This window comes from Vibrio sp. ZOR0018 (assembly GCF_963865925.1).
In the GTDB taxonomy this organism is placed as follows: domain Bacteria; phylum Pseudomonadota; class Gammaproteobacteria; order Enterobacterales; family Vibrionaceae; genus Vibrio; species Vibrio anguillarum.
The window spans coordinates 1-679 of record NZ_CAWMCN010000065.1 but is presented as its reverse complement, the minus strand read 5'-3'; the positions used below and the strand labels follow the sequence as shown (position 1 = coordinate 679).

Annotated in this window: 1 protein-coding gene; it reads right to left on the bottom strand. The window is 39.3% G+C overall.

What is annotated here, in order from left to right; translation table 11 throughout:
- Nucleotides 1-461: 461 nt before the first annotated feature.
- Nucleotides 462-679 (bottom strand): transposase (locus tag AACR75_RS02760; protein ID WP_197056823.1); only part of this gene is annotated, 218 nt, incomplete at its 5' end.

Sequence of the window (679 nt, the reverse complement as noted above, 5' to 3'; positions counted from 1 at the left end):
CCCTTTTTTCATCGGGATAAGCCAATGGCGATTGATGCCGTGCGAACGCCATGCTTGAAGTAAACCTAGGGAGTAAAAGCTTTTGTCGAAGAGCGTTAAGCTGTTATCGAGGGCTTGAGAAACGTGCATAAAAAAATCCGATAAACAAGGTCTATCGGATTTTTACATAAAGGTAGGACCATTCAACTGATCTGCCGATTAAAGTCTTAACTGATCGGCATTGGAGCAAGTACACTATCTTTAATAGTGCACTTAAGCAATAAATAATCATCACATATTTGCTGTTTCTTGCTCGCGTTGAGTTGTTTAGTGCTGTGAACTCAGCGGCAAAATAACCTTCAGCATCCAAACGTCTGCCGAGCATGCTACGCTCGTCACTTTTCTTCCAAACCGCTAAATTCTAGTTTTTGTTTCTTTGCTGAGTTAGCATTTTGGTTTATAAATTAATGGTTTATACCCGTTCAACGTGAAGATGCTGGTTCCAATATCTGAAAATTATCCGTAATTCTGGACGTAAGTGAGTCTGCAACTTTTGGTAATGTTACATCGAAAAAGTTTTTGATTGCAGAGGTAAATACCGCTGTGGAGGAAAAATAAACATTGTTCCTCACATGCTCATTCATTACTTTCCAAAGTCGCTCTATTGGATTTAAGTTTGGGCTGTATGGTGGTAAGTAAT